The organism is Streptomyces sp. NPDC051555, assembly GCF_044454405.1.
Taxonomy (GTDB): domain Bacteria; phylum Actinomycetota; class Actinomycetes; order Streptomycetales; family Streptomycetaceae; genus Streptomyces.
The window spans coordinates 1-15,740 of record NZ_JBITDP010000055.1 but is presented as its reverse complement, the minus strand read 5'-3'; the positions used below and the strand labels follow the sequence as shown (position 1 = coordinate 15,740).

18 protein-coding genes are annotated in these 15,740 nt (G+C 70.8%); 16 read left to right on the top strand and 2 right to left on the bottom strand.

Going from position 1 to position 15,740, the window contains the following annotated elements:
* Positions 1 to 96: 96 nt before the first annotated feature.
* A complete protein-coding gene (locus tag ACIBEA_RS43005) occupies positions 97 to 432 on the top strand; it encodes a hypothetical protein (RefSeq protein ID WP_399269751.1) in 336 nt (111 codons plus the stop codon).
* A gap of 52 nt (positions 433 to 484) precedes the next feature.
* Positions 485 to 1,192, top strand: coding sequence for a 2'-5' RNA ligase family protein (locus ACIBEA_RS43000; protein WP_399269757.1), 708 nt, complete (start codon positions 485 to 487; stop codon positions 1,190 to 1,192).
* Between the two features lie 18 nt (positions 1,193 to 1,210).
* On the opposite strand, the gene ACIBEA_RS42995 is transcribed toward ACIBEA_RS43000, so the two are convergent.
* Positions 1,211 to 2,284 carry an aldo/keto reductase gene (locus tag ACIBEA_RS42995; RefSeq protein WP_399269749.1) on the bottom strand — a complete coding sequence of 358 codons (1,074 nt, stop codon included), beginning with the start codon at positions 2,282 to 2,284 and terminating at the stop codon, positions 1,211 to 1,213.
* The gene (locus ACIBEA_RS42990) at positions 2,266 to 2,727 is read right to left on the bottom strand and encodes an ATP-binding protein (protein ID WP_399269747.1); all 462 of its coding nucleotides are present in this window, start codon (positions 2,725 to 2,727) and stop codon (positions 2,266 to 2,268) included. Before ACIBEA_RS42990 ends, ACIBEA_RS42995 begins: the two co-directional genes overlap by 19 nt.
* A gap of 524 nt (positions 2,728 to 3,251) precedes the next feature.
* Here ACIBEA_RS42990 and ACIBEA_RS42985 point away from each other — a divergent pair.
* The 14 genes from ACIBEA_RS42985 (at position 3,252) to ACIBEA_RS42920 (ending at position 15,702) form a co-directional block, all read left to right on the top strand.
* A complete protein-coding gene (locus ACIBEA_RS42985) occupies positions 3,252 to 3,767 on the top strand; it encodes a hypothetical protein (RefSeq protein ID WP_399269745.1) in 516 nt (171 codons plus the stop codon).
* A complete protein-coding gene (locus tag ACIBEA_RS42980) occupies positions 3,760 to 5,316 on the top strand; it encodes an ATP-binding protein (RefSeq protein ID WP_399269743.1) in 1,557 nt (518 codons plus the stop codon). The genes ACIBEA_RS42985 and ACIBEA_RS42980 overlap by 8 nt, the downstream gene beginning before the upstream one ends.
* Positions 5,317 to 5,319: 3 nt before the next feature.
* Positions 5,320 to 5,772, top strand: a complete 453-nt coding sequence (locus ACIBEA_RS42975) for a roadblock/LC7 domain-containing protein (protein WP_399269741.1) — start codon at positions 5,320 to 5,322, stop codon at positions 5,770 to 5,772.
* A 9-nt stretch (positions 5,773 to 5,781) separates the two neighbouring features.
* Complete coding sequence (locus ACIBEA_RS42970) at positions 5,782 to 6,150, top strand: DUF742 domain-containing protein (RefSeq protein WP_399269739.1); 369 nt, start codon at positions 5,782 to 5,784, stop codon at positions 6,148 to 6,150.
* Positions 6,128 to 6,745 (top strand): GTP-binding protein, encoded by a 618-nt coding sequence (locus tag ACIBEA_RS42965; protein ID WP_399269737.1) that lies wholly within the window; start codon positions 6,128 to 6,130, stop codon positions 6,743 to 6,745. The genes ACIBEA_RS42970 and ACIBEA_RS42965 overlap by 23 nt, the downstream gene beginning before the upstream one ends.
* Entirely contained in the window at positions 6,742 to 7,284 is a 543-nt protein-coding gene (locus ACIBEA_RS42960) for a GAF domain-containing protein (RefSeq protein WP_399269735.1), read from the top strand. Before ACIBEA_RS42965 ends, ACIBEA_RS42960 begins: the two co-directional genes overlap by 4 nt.
* Before the next feature lie 57 nt (positions 7,285 to 7,341).
* Positions 7,342 to 8,547, top strand: a complete 1,206-nt coding sequence (locus ACIBEA_RS42955; RefSeq protein ID WP_399269733.1) for an acyl-CoA dehydrogenase family protein — start codon at positions 7,342 to 7,344, stop codon at positions 8,545 to 8,547.
* Between the two features lie 1,109 nt (positions 8,548 to 9,656).
* On the top strand, positions 9,657 to 10,712 hold the full coding sequence (locus tag ACIBEA_RS42950) for a radical SAM protein (RefSeq protein ID WP_399269755.1): 1,056 nt from the start codon (positions 9,657 to 9,659) through the stop codon (positions 10,710 to 10,712).
* Positions 10,709 to 12,103 (top strand): B12-binding domain-containing radical SAM protein, encoded by a 1,395-nt coding sequence (locus ACIBEA_RS42945; RefSeq protein WP_399269731.1) that lies wholly within the window; start codon positions 10,709 to 10,711, stop codon positions 12,101 to 12,103. The genes ACIBEA_RS42950 and ACIBEA_RS42945 overlap by 4 nt, the downstream gene beginning before the upstream one ends.
* 88 nt (positions 12,104 to 12,191) lie before the next feature.
* Positions 12,192 to 13,139: an LD-carboxypeptidase gene (locus ACIBEA_RS42940; protein ID WP_399269729.1), complete on the top strand. Its 948-nt coding sequence runs from the start codon at positions 12,192 to 12,194 to the stop codon at positions 13,137 to 13,139.
* The gene (locus ACIBEA_RS42935) at positions 13,139 to 14,149 is read left to right on the top strand and encodes an amino acid--tRNA ligase-related protein (protein ID WP_399269727.1); all 1,011 of its coding nucleotides are present in this window, start codon (positions 13,139 to 13,141) and stop codon (positions 14,147 to 14,149) included. The genes ACIBEA_RS42940 and ACIBEA_RS42935 overlap by 1 nt, the downstream gene beginning before the upstream one ends.
* A 37-nt stretch (positions 14,150 to 14,186) precedes the next feature.
* Positions 14,187 to 14,600: a hypothetical protein gene (locus ACIBEA_RS42930; protein ID WP_399269725.1), complete on the top strand. Its 414-nt coding sequence runs from the start codon at positions 14,187 to 14,189 to the stop codon at positions 14,598 to 14,600.
* Positions 14,601 to 14,602: 2 nt separating this feature from the next.
* Entirely contained in the window at positions 14,603 to 15,361 is a 759-nt protein-coding gene (locus tag ACIBEA_RS42925; RefSeq protein ID WP_399269753.1) for an SDR family NAD(P)-dependent oxidoreductase, read from the top strand.
* On the top strand, positions 15,361 to 15,702 hold the full coding sequence (locus ACIBEA_RS42920) for a helix-turn-helix transcriptional regulator (protein ID WP_399269723.1): 342 nt from the start codon (positions 15,361 to 15,363) through the stop codon (positions 15,700 to 15,702). Before ACIBEA_RS42925 ends, ACIBEA_RS42920 begins: the two co-directional genes overlap by 1 nt.
* The last annotated feature ends 38 nt before the right edge of the window (positions 15,703 to 15,740 follow it).

The window sequence follows — 15,740 nt, the reverse complement described above, 5'->3', positions numbered from 1 at the left end:
ATCAACAAACCCACCGACTTTCACCACGACGACCAAACGATCCCAGCACAGCGATAGAACACATCACCTGCCTTGATCGCATTGACAGGTTCCGCCGTGGCGAACGTGATCACGGCTTACGTGTCGTCCGGGTCGCCCGACGATCTGCAGCAGGTGGTGGCGTTGGCTCCGCAGGTGCAGAGCATGGTGGGTCCCTCGCAGTCACCGTGGACGAAGTCGCTGGTTTCGCTGGACGTGGCGACAGCGTTGCTCAAGCGTCCGGGAGCAGAGGTGGAAGAGGCGATGGGGAAGGGCCAGGAGGCACTGTCCTGCGGCGGTGTGCCCATTCAGTCCGTGCGCCAGCGGGCCGGCGAGCTGCTGGATCTGACCCATCGGTGGCGCGGGGTGCCCGCGGTACGGGAGTATGCGGCGCAGGTGAACGAACTGAGCTGACCCCGGTGGGCGGGTCCCGGTGCGCAGGAGTGAGGTAGGGGAATTCGTGGGGATGCTGGTTCAGGACGGTCGGGCGTTTCCTCCCGTGCCGCCGGCGGTGCTGGACGACGAGCTGGCGGTGTTGGCCGCGGACTGGAGCGCGTTCGCCGGCATCGATCGGATGTCCAACCACTGGGCGCGGCCGGGCTGGGGGCCGGGGAGGCGTTCCTTCTACTGGATGATCACCTTTCCCGGGAACCGGGAGCTCGCCGACGAGGCCTCGTGGTGTCAGAGGGAGCTGGCCGCCTTCAGCTTGGATCCCGTGCCGGCGGACGGAATGCACATCACCATGAACAAGATCGGCGTCATGGGACAGGTGCGCCGGGAACAGCTGGAGGAGCTGGCCCGGAGCGTGCGCGGTACGCTCGGGGGCCCGCTGCGGCTCTTGGCCCATCCGATGGCCGGCTCGCGGGGTGCCGTCAGGTTCACCGTGACGCCGTGGACCGGGCTGGTCTCACTGCACGCGGCCCTGGCCCAGGCCGGGGAGCGGGCAGGGGTCCCGGGAGGGACGGAGACGGCGCTGTTCCGGCCGCACCTGGGCATCATGTACCACAACTGCGACCGTCCGGCGGTGGACCTTATCGACGCGGTCGCTGCGCTGCGGGAGCGGGCGCCCGTCGAGGTGGTGGTGGACACGGTGCGGCTGGTCGAGCTGCGCAGGGAGGACCGGGCTTACCGGTGGGAGATCCTGCACGAAGTCGCGCTCGACGGTGACGGCTAGCAGTGGCGTGGTCTGACCTCAGATCGTGAGCTGGTGGCGGTGGCTGCCTCCGGCTTCGTTGAGCTGCTCGCGTATCCGCGTGTAGACGGCGGTGGCGAATTGCAGCTCGTCGTCGGTCAGCGGGTCACCAAGTCGAAACAGGTCCTTGACCTGGGCTTCGCTGGTGAAGCCGGCAACAACGACGGTGTGATCGGGCTGCTGGAGGCTGTGGCGCAGCGCGACGCGGATGAGGTCGGAGGGCTGCTCCCCGAACCGCTCGCGCAGGGGAATGAGTCCTTCGGTGATGATGCGCAGGCCTGGATTCTGGTACCAGTTCATGTGCCGTCGGTGGTCTCCGGGCTGGAACAGCGGGGGCGCCAGGGGGTGATGCTTTCCGGTCAGAAGTCCCTGGGCTAGGGGCTCGGTCAGTATGAGGGAGGCGCCGTGGCGCGCGGTGAAGCCGACGATGTCCTCCCCGTCGATGAGTACGGGCGGACTGAGCGGACTGGCGCGCGACCAGACGGTGTCCGGGTTCACGAGCGCGAAGGCGTCGAGGAACGCTCGTGTGATGCCGTGCAGGTCCTGCTGGCTGCCGGCCTGGAGGTGCGGCCCTCGTATCCCTACCGCTCGCACGAGACCGCTCTCGCGCAGAGCGTCCAGCTGGACCAGCGCGTCTTCCAGGTATCGGGCGCCGGGTCCGAAGTCCAGTGTGTGCAGCAGCAGAAGGTCGAGGGAGACAACACCGAGGTTCGCGAGCGACTGCTCGACCTGGTGACGCAGGTGAGGCACGGCGTAGGGGTGCGGTGCCGTGCCGTGTACGTAGCCGGTCGTCCCCGCGATCCGCACGCCGACGCAACTGGTCTGCTTCAGGACCTGCCCCAGGAGGCGTTCCGAGCGTCCGTGGCCGAAGACGTCGGCGACGTGGAAGAGGTTGGCTCCGTGCTCCAGGGAGGCACGCAGGCCGTCGAGAGCGACCCGGTCCTCCACGGGGCTCCAGCCAACCGGGCGGCCGCGGTTGACTGTGGGGCCGCCGATCGGCCAGCAGCCCATCGCCAGGGGCTTCACGCTGAGGCCGGGCGCGAGATGCCGGGAGGTCAGATCGGAGGGGAGCACCGAGTCGCTTTCGGGGACAGGTCGAAGACGGCGGTGACGAGCGCGCCCCCGCTGGGAGCAGGTTGCGTGAACCAGGCGGCCAACAAGGCGGCAACGAGGGCAAGGCCCCGTCCGTTCGTTTCGTCCGGGCCCGCCTGGCGGGCGGTGATGCTGTGGACGCCGGGACCGCGGTCGCAGACGGTGAGTACGACGGCGTCCCCATAGACCTCCAGGAAGAGACAGGCGGCGCCACAGGCGTGGGTCTCAGCGTTGGCGACGAGCTCGTCGGCAACGAGGGAGATGTCCTGGACCGCATCGGTCGCGAGCGGCCGCAGGATGTCGGCGGCGAATCGCCGGACGGCCCGGGCGGGCAGGTCGGTTGCGGACAGGCCGGCGTGGTGTCTGGCGGGGGGCGGTCCGTCGGCACGCCTGACCCGGTCGAGCAGTTCAGTGGCATGCGGCATCGTGGTCTCCCTCGTGCTGGAGGCTGGCCTCCGCCCGCGAGTTGAAGGCCCGGAGGGAGTACGTCCACCCTCAGTTCACTCCCGGGGCCTCGTATCCACCACGCCGCCCGCACGCCGTTTGCCGCCCCCGCAGTACGCCGCTGACGGCACCGCACTTGATGTATATGGCAGCAGAACAGGTGCCTGGGTTCAAGGAAGCCGCCGGCAAACGGCGTGGTACCGGCGTAGCGACACCCTTCTCGGCGAGGTGATCGTGGTCCTGGGCATCGTCTATCACCGGGATGCAGAGCCGAACTCTTCACGCGCGGCGACGCCCCGCGCCCTGAGCCACTATCCGTACCGTCCGGCACCCCGGGCGTCGAGCCAGATCGGACACCATGGACCGCCTCACGCACCACGGCGCTGGATTCCCCGCCGTGGTGAAAAAGGCACGGCCGGAGCCCCACGGGGCCGGGCACAGCCCTGCGGCCGGCGCGCCCGGGCATGAGCAGGGAGATCGGGCGGGCGGCGGTGGCGTGAGGACCGTGCTGGCTTCCCCCGCTCCCTACCGGCCCCCGACGCTGGCGGACCTGTTTCCTCTCGCCCGTGACGCCACGGGTGGGGTCGAGGTGCCGGTCGGTCCCCGCTTCGAAATCGCCGCCCTTCCCGAGGCCCAGGCCCGCCGGGTGATCACGCTCCTGGCCCATCGCGAGCCGTATCCGGTCGGCGCTGTTCTCGCCCGGCACGACGACGCCCGCTGGCTGTTCTTCCTGCCTCCGGGATCCGCGGAGGGTCTCAACTGGGCTGCGCCGTTCTCCTACACGGCCAGCGGCGTGGTGTGGGTGCCCCCGGTGCCTTCGGCGGGGCCGGTCTCCGACGGCGCCGGTACGCCGCGCTGGGTGCGGTTCGGCAACCCGGACCGGCGGGCGTTCACCGCTCCGCTCGTGCTGTACGCCGTCACGTCCCTTCTGTCGCTGTCGACGGACCGCGCCCGAGCGGCGGCCGTCGGCGCGCGCCGCACACACGGGGACTTGAGAGGGCGGGGGGTGTGCCATGTCTGATCAGGCAGTCGGCTCCGCGGTGCCCTCCCGGCGCCGGCGTAGGGAGGGCACCGGGGACGACCTGCGGCTGCCGCCCGCGGTCACCGCGGCGGCTCTGACCGCGCTGGCCGTCGGTGGAGGCTGGGCCGCCGACGGGAGCGGTGTGCTGCCCACGACGGGCAGCGTGCTGCTCGCGTCGGCGGCGGTCGGCTCCGTGCTGTGGTGGACCACGATCCGCTCCATGGGAGCCCGCAGGTCGGCGGTTCGCCTCCAGCGGCTCCGTACGGACCGCGACGAGGCGCTGGGGGCACTCGACGAGCTTGTCACCGCCGTTGCGGAAGGCAGGGATCACATCCGCTGGGCGCTGGATCAGGCTCAGCGTGGGCTGGCGCGAGCCGACTTCGAAGCGGTGGTTGAAGCGCCCCGGACGGGGGATGTCCTGGCGGACTCCGTCGCCACGGTCCGCCTTGGGTTCACCGAGTCGTGGCAGGCCATTTTGACCGTGGCGGCCCGCCGGCACGGGACACTGGAGTCCCAGGCGGAGCTGGCCGAGGTGTTCGCCTCACTCGCGCCGCGCCTGCACGGGCTGGTCACCCGGGGCATCAGCCTGATCTCCGAGGTCGAGCGGACGGTAGAGGACCCGGACCTGCTCGGAGAGCTCTTCCGCATCGATCACCTCCTGACGCAGATGCGGCGCGAGGTGGAGAGCCTGCTGGTGCTCGGCGGGAACGTACCGTCCCGCAACACGCCGCCGGTGCTCGTGGTGGGGGCCATCCGCCGGGCGGTCGGAGAGATCCCCGACTATGCCCGGGTACGGCTGGCTCCCGATCCCGTCACGGACGCGGTCCCCGGATACGTGAGTCCCAACCTCACCCATCTCCTGGCCGCGCTGATGGAGAACGCCACCCGGTACTCCGTCCATCAGGTGGAAGTCCACACCCACCGGACCGAGACCGGGATAGCCATCGAGATCCTCGACCGGGGGGCGGGCATGTCCCCGGAGAAGAGGGAAACCCTCAACCGACTCCTAGCCGATCCCGAGTCGGCGGACCCCCGCGCCCGGCTGCGCGAGGGCACCCTCGGCCTCCTGGTCGCAGCGCTCCTGGCGCGGCGCCACAAAATCTCCATCACGCTGCGGCCCAACGTCCTGGGCGGCACGCAGGCCATCGTGCTGCTGCCCCGCGAACTCCTCGTGGCCCCGGCCATGGAGCAGCCCTACACGCAGCAGCCGTCCGCACAGGCCCCGGTCCGGACAGGTGCCGGGCCCGCCCGGGCATCTCAGGCGGCCCCCGACCAGGCGGGGGTACTGCCGCGCCGGATCCGCCCGACAGCCGAGGTGAGCGAGCACACGCTCGCGGTGGCCGACGACAGCCGCCCGGCGCTGCCGCGTCGGGCTCCCAGCCAGAGCGGCCACGTGGCCCCGGCCCCGCGGCAGGCTCCGGCCGGGCACCCCACCGGCGGGCTCATGGCCAGCTTCCAGTCCCGCACGCCCCGCGCGCAGGAGCCGGCACCCGGCTCCCCGCCGGGCCGTCCCACCCCCGCCCTCTCCGATACGACGACGCAGGAGTAGCCCATGCACAGCGCAGACCTCGCAGACGCCGCCGCGGACTCCGCCGCCACGGCACGCAACCACCTGTCCGGGCTGCTGGCCGGCCTCCTCGCCAGAACCCCTGGGGCCGTCGATGCGCTCCTGGGCACCAACGACGGGCTCAAGCTCGCCTTCACCAGCCAGTCCCTGGACAAGGCCGATGCGATGGCCGCCACCGTCAGCGGGCTCGTCTCCCTGGCCCGGACCCCGTTCCAGGACTCCTCGGGCAACGTGCGGCAGATCGTCATCGAGCACGACGACGGGCACGTGTTCGTCATGAGCGCCGGGACGATGAGCGGCGACGGCCTCGCCACGGTGCTGGCCGTCTTGACCACGCCTGCGGCGGACCCGGGCCAGGTCGGGCACGAGATGGCGACGCTCATCACGGGCCTGGACGAGCACCTGGTCACCCGGGCCCGCCGCAACACCTTCGGGTAGGAGCGCCGGATGGCAGCTCGCGGCGGATGGCCGGACACGGCTCTGGGGGACATCCGCCCGTACACGATCACCGGCGGCCGGACCCGCACGACGCACGAGCTGTACCTGACCACCTGCCTCCTCACCCGGCCCACCACCGGGCAGTTCCCGGCCGGCGCCGAGAGCGAGGCCCTGCTGCTGCACTGCAGCGCCACCCCGTGCTCGGTCGCCGAACTCGCAGGCCGACTGCACCAGCCGGTGCAAGTGATCAAGATCCTGGTCGGCGACCTCCTCGACGCCGGAGCCCTCGCCCTGTCCAACCCAGCCCGGCCGACGGCCGCCGGCCCCGACACGTACCTGCTGGAGGCAGTACTCCATGGCCTACGCAACCGGCTCTGACGCCGCCGTCCCGGCGCAGCCCCCGAGCGAACTGAAGATCATCGTCGCGGGCGGCTTCGGGGCCGGGAAATCAACCCTGGTCGGGACACTGAGCGAGATCGAACCCCTGAGCACGGAGGAACTCCTCACCGTCGCCAGCACGGGCATCGACGACCTGGCCGGCGTCGACGGCAAGAGAACGACGACCGTGGCACTGGACTTCGGCCGGATCACCTTCCACGATCCGCTCCCCATGATCCTGTTCCTCTTCGGGGCTCCCGGCCAGGAACGGTTCTGGTTCCTGTGGCCCGATCTCGGCTACGGCGCCCTCGGCGCCGTCGTCCTGGTCGACACCCGCCGCCTCGCGGACTCCTTCACCGCCGTCAGCTGGTACGAGCAGCAGCAGCTGCCCTTCGTCGTCGCCGTCAACGAGTTCGACGGCGCATCCCACCGCTACACCCCCGACGAGGTCCGCCAAGCCCTCGGCCTCACCGCCCACGTACCGGTGGTGACCTGCGACGCCCGCGATCACACCTCCGCCGTGGATGTCCTGATCAGCCTGGTCGGCCACAGCCTCGCCGTGCGCCGCGCCATAACCTCCGGAGCCCTCCTATGAGCCACCCCACCGGTCAGGTGCCGAACCGCACGACCCTCGAACGGGAGGAACGCACCGCGGTCCTGCGCACCCTGAGCCTGGACGGGCCCGACCCGCGGCTCGACGACTTCGCCCGTCACCTGGCACACGACGCCCAGGTCCCCTACGCCATGGTGAACATCTTCGGCGACACCCAGCAGTTCCTGGGGCTGTGCACGCCCGGCCCGCAGGACATGCTGCCCGAAGTAGGGCGCAGCATGTCCCTCGCCCACGGCTACTGCCCCGAGGTCGTCGCCCGGCGCACCGCCCTGGTCCTGCCGGACGTCTTCTCCTCGCCCCGCTTCTCGGGCAACGAGGTCGTCGACCTGATCGGCATCCGCACGTACGCCGGCGCGCCGCTGATCCACGCCAGCGGGGTGGTCCTGGGCACCGTGTGCTTCGTGGGCCCGCAGGAACAGCCCAAGGCGAGCGGACAGGGCTCCCTCGCCCTCATCAAGAAGTACCGGGACGAGGTCATGGCCTACCTCACCCACCAGGCCGCCCCCCGGCCCGGTCCATAGGACACCACACCCGCTTCGCCACACGCCGAAAGCCACCGAAGAGGGAGGGGAAGCACCATGTCCGACTGGTTCCTGACGCCATACCACCAGCAGCTGCGTGAGCAGGTCCGTGCGTTCGCCGAGGCGGAGGTCGCCCCGCACGTCGAGCGGATGGAGACCACCTGCGGGACGGAGCAGGAGCTGGCGGCCAGGATCGCCGCTCAGGGGTGGATCGGCGCCACCATCGACCCCGTCTACGGCGGCATGGGCGCCGGCCACCTTGCCAAGACGCTGATCATCGAGGAGCTGGCCCGGGTCGACGCCGCGATGGGCGCGATGGTGCAGGCCTCGCAGCTCGGCGTCGCCAAGGTCATCCGCTACGGCACCGAAGAGCAGAAGCAGCGGTGGCTGCCGCGGTTCGCGGACGGCACCGCGCTGCCCACCATCGCCGTCACCGAGCCGGTATCCGGCAGCCACGTCCTGGGCATGGAGAGCACGGCCCGCCGCGACGGCGACCACTACGTCCTCACCGGCCGCAAGGTGTACGTCGGCAACAGCCACGTGGCTCACGTCCACGGTGTCGTGGCCCGCACCGGCCCCGGCTCGCGCGGGCTGACCGCGTTCCTCGTGGAGGCCGACCGGCCCGGCCTGACCCTCGCACCGCACCCCACCACGCTCGGCCTGCGCGGATTCAGCTTCGGCGAACTCCACTTCGACCACTGCCGCATACCCGCCGGCAACCGGCTCGGCGGCGAAGGCGACGGTCTCGAGGTGGCCTACTCCTCCAGCATCCTGTACGGGAGGCCGAACCTCACCGCGGTCGCGCTCGGCATCCACCAGGCCATCGCCGAGGAAACCGTCCGGTTCACCACAGAACGCCGCCGCTACGGCAAGCCCTTGCACAACCTGCCCACGGTCAAGCACAAGATCGGACAGATCCAGTCGCGGCTGATGACGGCACGTCTCGCCACCTACCACGCCGCCCACCTGCTGGACACCGGCCGCCCGTGTGACACAGAGCTGATGAACGCCAAGCTCATCAACGTCGAGTGGGCGATCGACTCCGCCCGCACCGCCATGGAGATCCACGCGGCGGCAGGACTGTTCACCGACCGGCCCCTCGAGCGGTACCTGCGTGACGCCTACCACCTCTTCGCCCCGGCCGGCACCTCCGACGTCCAGCTGCTGCGCATCGCCGAAGCCGCCCTGGGCCTCGGCAAGGGCCAGTGGTCGGCACCGGAGCCCCTGAACGCCGACCACGATCTGACGGCCGCCAGGACATGACCGCGCCTGCCCCGCACCCCGCGGCCCCCTCCGACCCGCCAGAAAGCCACCCCATGACCACCGCCGCGCTCATCCCTCTCCCAGACGCACACAGACGCATCGCCCACCACGTCACACATGGCGCCGCCAACGACACCACCACCGCCCGCGATCGCCTGTCCCGGGACACCCGAACGCCGTCTGCTGCGCGCCTGCGCCGAGCAGTCCCCCGCCGCCGGCACCGCCTCGGTCGCCACCGTCGCTCCCGGCGGCCTCCGCACCGAGACCAGCGCCCTCATATCCAGGACGGGGCCCCCCGGGCGCACGCACCCCGTCAAGATCGGCCACGCCCCGGGCTTCCTCGGTGCGGCCGCGCAAGAAGCGGCGGCCCGGGCCACCCGGGAGCCACTTCATGACCACGCCCAGCGTCCGCGGGCAGGCGCCGGGCTGGCCAACCGGGCCATCGGCCGCTGGTTTCGGCGGCACGCCCTGGCCGGACCCCAGACGCAGCGCGGCACCGGCTCCAGTTCGGCGGGCGCCGGGAGCAGGGGCGGTCTCGTTCTCTCCGGGGGCCCGCTGGCTGGCCGGGCAGGCCGGCTTCCCCCAGCCGACCAGAAGCCGCAACCCGTGGGCCCGGAGCACGCTGGCCGACATCCCGGTCGGCCGCGGCTTCTTTGTCGTGCGCGTCCCCACTTCCGCGGCGGCCGCAGCCGTCAAGGTCCTCTCGGAGTGGGCTGTGCCGCCGGCCCCGGTCCACGACGCCGGGCACGTCTGGGCCTTCCTGGTCCGGCCTGGAATGGTGGATGGCCGCGACATTCCCGGCGGGGCCCTTCTCACGGGCGCGGCGCGGGAGGTCCTGCGCTGTCCCGAGCCCGGGCAGCCAGCCGCACCCCCACGGATCTGGCTGGTCCCGCCTGATGGCTCTGGTGACTTGCTGGACCCCTGGGCGCTCGCCGACGCACTGCGGCCCCTGTGACCCCCTGGACGGGGGCGCCGACTGAACGCGGCCCCCCGCGCACCGCGACACGAGGAATGTCGTGGTTGGGCGGGCCGCGGCGACATAACCCCGACATCGGCCTTGTCCGATGCCGTTGCCGACCTAGTGAGAGGACCGAGAGGCTGTGACCTCGATGGACTACCCAGGATTTGGGGGGACCGCAATGCTGGAACCGCAGTGGCGCGTGACGGTGAACTCCCGTTGTAAGAGAGCCTGCAGCTACTGCCGGCCGTCCGGTGAGGCCGTCGCGACGGCAATGGACGCCGAGCTCGCGCCCGACGATCTGCTGCGCGTCGCCCACGCGGTGAGGGAGCGCGGATTGACCTCGGTCAAGCTCACCGGCGGCGACCCGGCCCTGTACGGGCCGCTGGTGGAGGTGGTGCGCAGGCTGCGGGACGAGGCCGGGTTCACGGAGATCGAGGTGATCTCCCGCCACCCGCGGATCGGGGACCTCGCCGAGGACCTCGCGCGGGCCGGGGTTACCTTGTTCAACGTGTCCCTGGACACCCTGGACCCGGCGCTGCACCACGAGATCTGCAACGTGGACGACCACGGGGAGGTCGTCGCGGCGATCAAGCGGTGCGTGGCCACCGCCGTCCCGGTGAAGGTGAACGTGGTGGTGATGGCCGGCGTCAACGACGCGGAGGTCCCCGCCCTGGTCAAGATGTGCGAAGAGGCCGGCGTGCACAGCGTCAAGCTCCTCGACGTCATCAAGGACCTCGACGCCGGCAGCGAGTCCTACGCCCGGCGCCTGAAGACCAAACGCGGACGCACCCTGCAGGACGTGTACATGTCCCTCGGGGACATCACCGAGGCGCTACGCGGACGGGCCATGCACGAGGAGACCGTCCACCAGGGCGGCCTCGGCCACCCGATGACCGTGCTGACCCTCCCGTCGGGTACCAAGGTCGTCGTGAAGGACTCCACCGCCGGCGCCTGGTACGGGTCGGTGTGCCGGGGCTGTCCGCTCTTCCCGTGTCACGACGCGCTGATGGCCCTGCGATTGACCGCTGACATGCGGCTCCAGTTCTGCCTGCTGCGCGAGGACAACCTCATCGACCTGACCCCGGCCCTGGCCGAGGACACCGACGACACGCTCCACGCCCAGGTGGAGGCGGCGTTCGAGATGTACGCGGACGCCCGCTTCCACCCGACCCAGCCGTCCGCAGCCCTGGAGGCAGCCCGATGAGCGTCATGCTCGGCATGCCCGCCCTCCCCAGCCCTACCCCGGTCACCGCGGAGCCCGGCAGCCGGCCGTTGGTGATCCTCGTCTACCCGAAGATCGACCACGAGAAGAACTACGTCTACTTCTGGATGCCGTTCGCGCTCCTGACGCTGGCGAAGCCGCTCATGGAGTCCGGCATGGTCGACGTCGTGCTCTTCGACGGCAACCAGCAGGACGCCGCCGCCTGGGAGCAGCTCCTCGATGAGGAGCTGGAGCGGACGGTGTGTATTGGGGTGAGCATCATGACCGGCGGTGGGCAGATCGGCCACGCCCTGGACCTGGTGGCCTCGGCGAAGACGCGCGTCCACTGCCCGCCCGTCGTGTTCGGCGGGCCCCACGTGAACGTGCTGGCCGAGCAGACGGCTGCGCACCCGCTGGTGGACGCGGTGCTCCAGGGGCCGGGCCAGAACTCCATGACCGCCTTCGTCGCTTCCCTGCTGGGGCGCACTCGTCGGCGGGATGTGCCCGGCCTGATCTCCCATCGGTGCGGCGAGACGCTGAAGGGGCCGGTGAATCCGCCGCGGACCGGGGCCATGGGTGCCTACCCGTGGGATTTGCTCGACATCCCCCGGTACATCCGTGACGACCCCACGGTCGCGACCCGCACGCTGAACTACATCTCGTCCCAGGGCTGCATCTACCTCTGCGACTTCTGCTACGAGCTGGTCTACGAGCGTAAGTACTCGGCCATGCCCTTCGGTGACCTGGTCACCGACATCGCCGACCTGAAGGCCCGGTACGGCATCAATGGGGTCAAGTTCTACGACGCCGACTTCTTCGTGCACCTCCAGCGGTCCATGGGGTTCTGCGAGGGGCTGATCGAGCAGAGCCTGGACCTGAAGTGGGCCGCCTCCATCAACCCGAACGACATCCTCAAGGCCCGCAAGAAGGGCATGCCGCTGCTGGAGCGGATCGCGGCCAGCGGCTGCACCCGCCTGCTGATGGGCATGGAGTCCGGCAACGACCGCGTCCTGAAGGACGTCGTGAAGAAGCAGATCACCCGCGAGCTGCTGCTGGACGTCGCCCAGGAGATCGCGGACAACGGAATCCTCGGCTCCTACACGTTCATCGTCGGGTTCCCCGGGGAGAGCAAGGCTGAGATGGAGGACACCTACTCCCTCATCGACGAGCTCCGCGCCCTCTCGCCGATCCCTGAGACCCGGGTGCACCTGTTCGCCCCGTACCCGGGCACGGGCTTGTACGACAAGGCGCTGGAGCACGGCTTCGTGCCGCCGGACTCGCTGGAGGGCTGGTCGAACTTCGACTACTACACGTCGCTGACGCCGTGGACGAGCGACGCGACCGCCGAGCGTGCCCGCGATGAGACGCGTATGCGGCTGGCGCCCGCCCGATAACCCCCTCTACCGTCACTCAGTGTGCCGGGGAGTACCTCCCCCGTTACTTCCCGGCACACCCCCCACCGCCTGCGAAGGAGTTCCTCGCTTGAGCACCACACCCCGCCTGGCCGCCCCCCTCTCGAAGGGGGCCCGGCTCGGCATTGTCACCGTCTCGGCGCCCGAACCCGCCGCCGACCCGGCCGTCTTCGACCGCGGTATCGCGGCCCTGACCGCCCGCGGCTTCGAGACCGTCCTCGGCGCGCACGTCTCGGGACGCTCCGGATACCGCGCCGGCACCAGCGCCGATCTCCTGGACGACTTCCACACCATGGTCTGCGACGAGTCGGTCGCCGCCGTGGTCTTCGCGGGCGGCGGCAAGAGCGCCAACCGGCTCCTGTCCGGCCTCGACTTCTCCTTGATCGCCGCGCACCCGAAGGCGATCGTCGGCGTCAGCGACCCCTCGCTGATCCTGAACGCGATCACCGCGCGCACGGGGCTGGTCACCTTCCACGGGCCGTCGGTGATGTGGGACTGGGCCCAGGACGGCCCCGCCGACACCTTCGAACACTTCACCGCGCTGCTGGCCGGCCTGCCTTCCGCCGCCCGGATCGACGCACCGCTGACCTGGACTCGGGCCGGCTCCGCCGAGGGCCACCTGGTCGCCGGCTGCCTGTCCTCCCTGCGCTGCCTGCTCGGCACGCCGTGGGAACCGGTCTGGGACGGCGCGCTCCTGGTGATCGAGGACGCCTTCAAGTCCACCGAGGTCCTCGACCAGGCCCTCACCCACTTCCGTGACTGCGGCGTCCTGGACCGGATCGCCGGCCTAATCGTCGGCGAGACGGTGGGCTGCGAGCCCACCGCAGGGATCACGGTCGCGGAGATGGTCGACGACATCTCCCAGGACTACGACTGGCCTCTGGCCCACGGCCTTCCGTACGGGCACACCCCCCTCAAGGTCACCCTCCCCGTCGGCGCGAGGGCCCGTATGGACGCCGACGCCGAGCACCCGCTCACCATCACCTCCCCGTGGACCGCCGACCGAGAGGAGGCGTGATGACGACCAGCGTCCGCGACGAGGCCCGCCGCTTATACGGCACCTTCCTCAAGGAGAATCCGCGCGAGCGCGACCTGGTCCTCTTCAAGGCCGACCTGCTGCGCGCCGTCCGGGGCTGGCTCCACACCACCGGATACACGGAAGTTGCCACCCCCGTGCTGTGCCAGGACCGCGAGAGCGCCCCGATCCCGCAGTTCGCCACCCGCCACCCCCTCACCGGCCAGGGCTTCCACCTCAAGCACTCCGCCGAGGAGCACCTGCGCCGCCTGATCATCAGCATCGACCGGGTCTTCGACCTCGGGCCGGCCATCCGCGCCGAGCACGAGGACGCGGAGCACGCCATCGAGTTCACGATGCTGCAGACCGCCGCCCGCGACGTCACCCTCGCCGACGGCATGGCCATGGTCGCCAACCTCGTCCAATCCTGCGTGCAGACCGTCTTCGCCAACCTGGCCAACCCCGGCGCCGACTTCACCACCATCTACGAAATGCCGGTGGACGACGCCATCGCCCAGGCCCTGGGCACCGCTACTGCTCCCGAAGGCGCCAACCTCGTCGCGGCCGCCCGGGACTGGCTGGCCGCGCGCGGCATGGCCTGCGACGGCGGGGACTGGGAGGTGATGGAGGCTTTCGTCAAGCACGGTGTAGAGGCCGCCGTCACCGCGCCGACGCTGTTGCACTCCTTCCCCTACGAGCTTCGGCACAACAGCCGCATCGACGAGAAGACCGGGCGCGCCCAGCGGTTCTCCCTGATCGTCGGCGGCGTCGAGATCTGCGACGGCGGCGTCAAGCTGCGCACGGCGGCCGACTACCGGCCCATGGTCGACGCCAACATCGCCCTGCGCGAGGAACTCCACGGTGTCCCGGCCGATGAGGGCCCGCTCGACTTCTACGCCGACGTCGACCGCGACCCCGCCGACGTCTTCACCTTCGGCCTCGGCCTCGAGCGTCTCCTAGCCGCCGTCACCGGCCGCAGCGTCGCCGACGTCCTGTCCTTCCCCTTCCACTGAACCACCCGGCCACCCCCTGACCGAGAGGAGCGAGTGCGTGTCCCCTTCGCCGATGCGGGCTGTCGTCATTACCGAGAGCCTGACCACCCCGCACCTGCCGGACGCCTTCACCGGGCTGCCCGAGCGCCGCTACCCCCACGACCTCGACGGCCACACCCCGATCGAGATCATCGAGGTGACCGTTCCGGCAGATCAGGCAGCGGCGCGCGCCCTGGACCTGGCGCGCGCCTTGAAGGCGACCCTGTTCTACGCCCACCTGATCGACCAGGAGCGGATGCTGATCGCGTTCCCGGACACCGTGGTCACGGTGGAGCGCGGCGACGAGGACGCCATCGCCCACGCCCGCGCGGTCGGCGCGCTGTTCAAGATCCCTGACGAGCAGATGCGGTTCGCCGAGATGTGGCACACCGACCACCCTGATGCCCCCGCAGGCACGGAAGCCGGGGCGTGACCATGCTCGGTTTGCCGATCGACATCGAGGCGCTGCGCTACCCCCGGGGGTCGATGGCGGTGGTGACTGGGGCTTCCGGCGCCCTCGGGGCGGAGATCACTCGCCAGCTGATTGCCCGGGACGTGTTCGTGGTGGCCACCTACCGCACCCGGCCTCCGGCCGAGCTGCCGAAGGGCAGCCTCTGGGAGCGGTTCGACACGGCGGATCCCGCGACCGCGGACCGCCTGCGACTGGTGACCGAGGACCTGCCCCACCGCCTTCAGGCGGTGTTCGCGTGCGCCGGAGCTCCGTCGAGCAAGAAAACCGTCGCCGACACCGAGCCGGGCGAGTTCGAGGCGGTCTACCAGGCCAACGTCGTCTCCTTCACGGCGGCCTGGCGGGCGCTGGCCGCGCGGGCCCGCTACGACGGCGCCTCGGTCCTGGCCGTGGGATCGGACGCCGGGCGGGCCGCGCGCGCGGGCAGCGGCCCCTACAGTGCGGCGAAGGCAGCCCTGGAATGCGTCGTGACCACCCTCGCCAAGGAAGAAGCCGTACATCGGGTGCGGGTCAACCTCGTGGCGCCGTCGCTGATTGACTCCCCGCTCGCCCGCACGGTGATGGCCGCGAAAGGGGTCACCGACCCCGACGCCTATCTCGCTGGCCTGCCCTGGGGGCGGCCGCTCGCCCTCGACGAGGTCGCAGCCGCCTGCATCGACCTGGCCACCGCCTCGCAGTGGGCGTACGCCAGCGGGCAGGTCTTCCCCCTCCAGGCGGCCCTCTGATGGTCAATCCCGCCCACGCCCGGCAGCTGGGCATCATCCAGATGCTCCGCAGCCGCGGCCACGTCCCCGCCCGGGACATGGCGGAGCGCTTCGGCGTGGACATCCGCACCATCCAGCGAGACATCACCACCCTGGCCGGCCACGGAATCCAGATCGACTCCCTCCCCGGCGCGAAGGGCGGCTACCGCTTCGCCGGGGAGGACCCCGTCCACCCCGCCACCCTCGACTCCGACCAAGCCCTGCGCCTCTACGCCATGGGCCTCCTGGACACCGGGGACGAAGACGGGTGTAGCTCTTCCAGAGGGACTGGCTCGAGGCGGTCTGAGCTGGGAGTTTCCTGATCTGGCTGCGATGGCGGGCTCGGGCTCGTAGCGTCGGG

What these genes read in the sequence shown, in the direction of transcription:
- ACIBEA_RS42970 (WP_399269739.1), top strand. Translation starts at nt 5,782, where the DNA reads ATGGCAGCTCGCGGCGGATGGCCGGACACGGCTCTGGGGGACATCCGC.
- ACIBEA_RS42950 (WP_399269755.1), top strand. Translation starts at nt 9,657, where the DNA reads ATGGACTACCCAGGATTTGGGGGGACCGCAATGCTGGAACCGCAGTGG.
- ACIBEA_RS42980 (WP_399269743.1), top strand. Translation starts at nt 3,760, where the DNA reads ATGTCTGATCAGGCAGTCGGCTCCGCGGTGCCCTCCCGGCGCCGGCGT.
- ACIBEA_RS42965 (WP_399269737.1), top strand. Translation starts at nt 6,128, where the DNA reads ATGGCCTACGCAACCGGCTCTGACGCCGCCGTCCCGGCGCAGCCCCCG.
- ACIBEA_RS42955 (WP_399269733.1), top strand. Translation starts at nt 7,342, where the DNA reads ATGTCCGACTGGTTCCTGACGCCATACCACCAGCAGCTGCGTGAGCAG.
- ACIBEA_RS42975 (WP_399269741.1), top strand. Translation starts at nt 5,320, where the DNA reads ATGCACAGCGCAGACCTCGCAGACGCCGCCGCGGACTCCGCCGCCACG.
- ACIBEA_RS42945 (WP_399269731.1), top strand. Translation starts at nt 10,709, where the DNA reads ATGAGCGTCATGCTCGGCATGCCCGCCCTCCCCAGCCCTACCCCGGTC.
- ACIBEA_RS43000 (WP_399269757.1), top strand. Translation starts at nt 485, where the DNA reads ATGCTGGTTCAGGACGGTCGGGCGTTTCCTCCCGTGCCGCCGGCGGTG.
- ACIBEA_RS42990 (WP_399269747.1), bottom strand. Translation starts at nt 2,727, where the DNA reads ATGCCGCATGCCACTGAACTGCTCGACCGGGTCAGGCGTGCCGACGGA.
- ACIBEA_RS42960 (WP_399269735.1), top strand. Translation starts at nt 6,742, where the DNA reads ATGAGCCACCCCACCGGTCAGGTGCCGAACCGCACGACCCTCGAACGG.
- ACIBEA_RS42935 (WP_399269727.1), top strand. Translation starts at nt 13,139, where the DNA reads ATGACGACCAGCGTCCGCGACGAGGCCCGCCGCTTATACGGCACCTTC.
- ACIBEA_RS42920 (WP_399269723.1), top strand. Translation starts at nt 15,361, where the DNA reads ATGGTCAATCCCGCCCACGCCCGGCAGCTGGGCATCATCCAGATGCTC.
- ACIBEA_RS42925 (WP_399269753.1), top strand. Translation starts at nt 14,603, where the DNA reads ATGCTCGGTTTGCCGATCGACATCGAGGCGCTGCGCTACCCCCGGGGG.